The 2,148-nt window shown below is 75.7% G+C and carries 2 protein-coding genes and 1 pseudogene; 1 reads left to right on the forward strand and 2 read right to left on the reverse strand.

Annotation, left to right across the window (positions count from 1 at the left end):
- Positions 1–127: pseudogene (locus H5J30_RS37050) on the forward strand (GntR family transcriptional regulator); the annotation flags it as partial.
- 111 nt (positions 128–238) lie between these two features.
- Here the strand turns inward: H5J30_RS37050 and H5J30_RS28965 are convergent.
- Entirely contained in the window at positions 239–1,396 is a 1,158-nt protein-coding gene (locus tag H5J30_RS28965) for an ROK family transcriptional regulator (RefSeq protein WP_181790236.1), read from the reverse strand.
- Positions 1,397–1,440: 44 nt separating this feature from the next.
- Positions 1,441–2,100, reverse strand: a complete 660-nt coding sequence (locus H5J30_RS28970; RefSeq protein WP_181790237.1) for a response regulator transcription factor — start codon at positions 2,098–2,100, stop codon at positions 1,441–1,443.
- Between the last annotated feature and the right edge of the window lie 48 nt (positions 2,101–2,148).

The raw sequence follows: 2,148 nt of genomic DNA on the forward strand, positions 1-2,148 counted from the left end.
CCAGGTGCTGGTGGTCACCACGCGCTACGTCTCCCGGGGGCGCACCGCCGCCGTCGCGGTCTCGACGTACCGCGCGGACACCTGCCGGCTCACCCTCGACGCGGACGCGGCGGTGCTGGCGAGCTGAGCCGCCGCCCACGCCGTACGGACCGGGCGGGAGACACCGCGCGGAGCAGGAGAACACGGGCAGCAGGCCGGGCCGGGAGCGCACACCCCGCCCGGCCCGCGGCTTCCCGGCTCACCGCCGCGCCGTGACCGTGCTCTCCACGGCGAACAGCTCCTCGTCGAGGTGGTCCAGGGCCAGCCGCAGCGCGCCCGTGGCCACCGCCGCCTCGCCCAGCAGCGACAGCACGACCTCCGGGGGCCGCAGGCAGTAGCGCGCCAACTCGGCGTGCAGCGGCTCCAGTACGTCGTCCACGCCCGCCGCCCAGCCGCCGATCACCACCAGCTCGGGGTCCAGGGCCAGCACGAGTGCGGCGACGTCGTGCACCAGCCGCTGCATGAACCGGTCCACGGCCCGGCGTGCCCGCTTGTCGCCGCCCTGCGCCAGGGAGAAGACCTCCGCCACCGCCGGCTCGTCCAGCGGGTGCAGCGGCTCGCCCGTGACGCTCAGCAGCTTCTCCGGCGTCGCCTCCCGGCCCAGCAGGTGCAGCGCCCCGATCTCGCCCGCCGCGCCGCCGAAGCCGCGGTGCAGCCGCCCGCCGATCAGCGACCCGGCACCCGGGCTCAGCCCCGCGCGGACGAAGACCACGTCGGCCGAGTGCCGCGCGGCGCCCTTCCAGTGCTCGGCGACGGCGGCGGTGTTCGCGTCGTTCTCCACCAGCACCGGGCAGCGGAACGAACGGCCGAGCCGCTCCGCGAGGTTGATGCCCGTCCAGCCGGGCAGCGCCGTGCTCAGGTGCACCATGCCGTCCGCCTCCACGATGCCGGGGCTGCCGACGCCCACCGCGCGCAGCGTGCTGCGCGCCACGCCGGTCCGCCGCAGCACCTCCTGCACCACGGTCCGTACGGCCGCCAGCCGGTCGTCGGCCTCCGCGGTCTCGTCCACGGTGCGCGACGCCGAGCCGCGCAGCCGGCCGTCGAGGTCGGAGAGCAGGACGGAGACCCGGTGCGGGCCGATCTCGATGCCCAGCAGATGGCCCGACTCGGCGTGGAAGCGGAACTTGCGCGCGGGCCGGCCCTGGCGCCGCGTCGTACCCTCCTCGGCCGGGGCCTCCACCACCAGCCCGCTGGCCGCCAGGCCCTCCAGGACGCCGTCGAGGGTGGGCCGCGACAGCCCGGTGGTGCGCACCAGCTCGGTCAGCGTCGCCGAACCCGCGTCGCGCAGCGCGCGCAGGGCGACGGCGGAGTTGATCCGCCGCAGCAGGGACGGGTCCCCGCCGGTGAGCTGCGCCAACGTCAGCCTCCCTGAGCGTGCTTCCGGATAGCGGATCGTATCCGCTATCCGGCCGCGCCGGGAGCGACGAACCCCGACTCGTACGCGGTGATCACCGCCTGCGTACGGTCCCGGGCCCCCAGCTTCGCCAGCAGCGCACTGACGTGCGATTTGACCGTCTCGGTGCCGAGCACCAGCTCCGCCGCGATCTCCGCGTTGGTCAGCCCGCGGGCGATGAGGCGCAGCACCTCGCTCTCCCGGTCGGTCAGCCGCGCCGCCGCCACGGCCGCGCGTGCCTCCTCGTTGCCGTGCCCGGCGGCCAGCGACCGCAGCGCGGCCGGGAAAAGCAGCGACTCGCCCTCGGCGACCAGGCGCACCGCGTGCACGATCTCCGCGGGCCGGGCCCGCTTGAGCAGGAAGCCGTCGGCGCCGGCGCGCAGCGCCCCGTACACGTACTGGTCCTCCTCGAAGGTCGTCACGACGAGGATCTTCGGCGGCGCGGGGAAGGCGCGGAGCACCGCCCGGGTGGCCTCGATGCCGTCCATCAGCGGCATCCGCACGTCCATCGCGACGACGTCCGGCGCCAGCTGCCGTACGAGCGGGATCACGGCGGCGCCGTCGGCGGCCTCGCCGACCACCTCGATGTCCGGCTGCGCTTCGAGGATCGCCCGGAGCCCGGCGCGGACCAGGGCGTCGTCGTCGACGAGGAGGACGGAGACGGGCACGGCGTCACTGTATCGGCAGGGTGACCCGCACCCTCCACTCGCCGGCGT

It is taken from the genome of Streptomyces phytophilus (genome assembly GCF_013870535.1).
GTDB lineage: Bacteria > Actinomycetota > Actinomycetes > Streptomycetales > Streptomycetaceae > Streptomyces > Streptomyces phytophilus.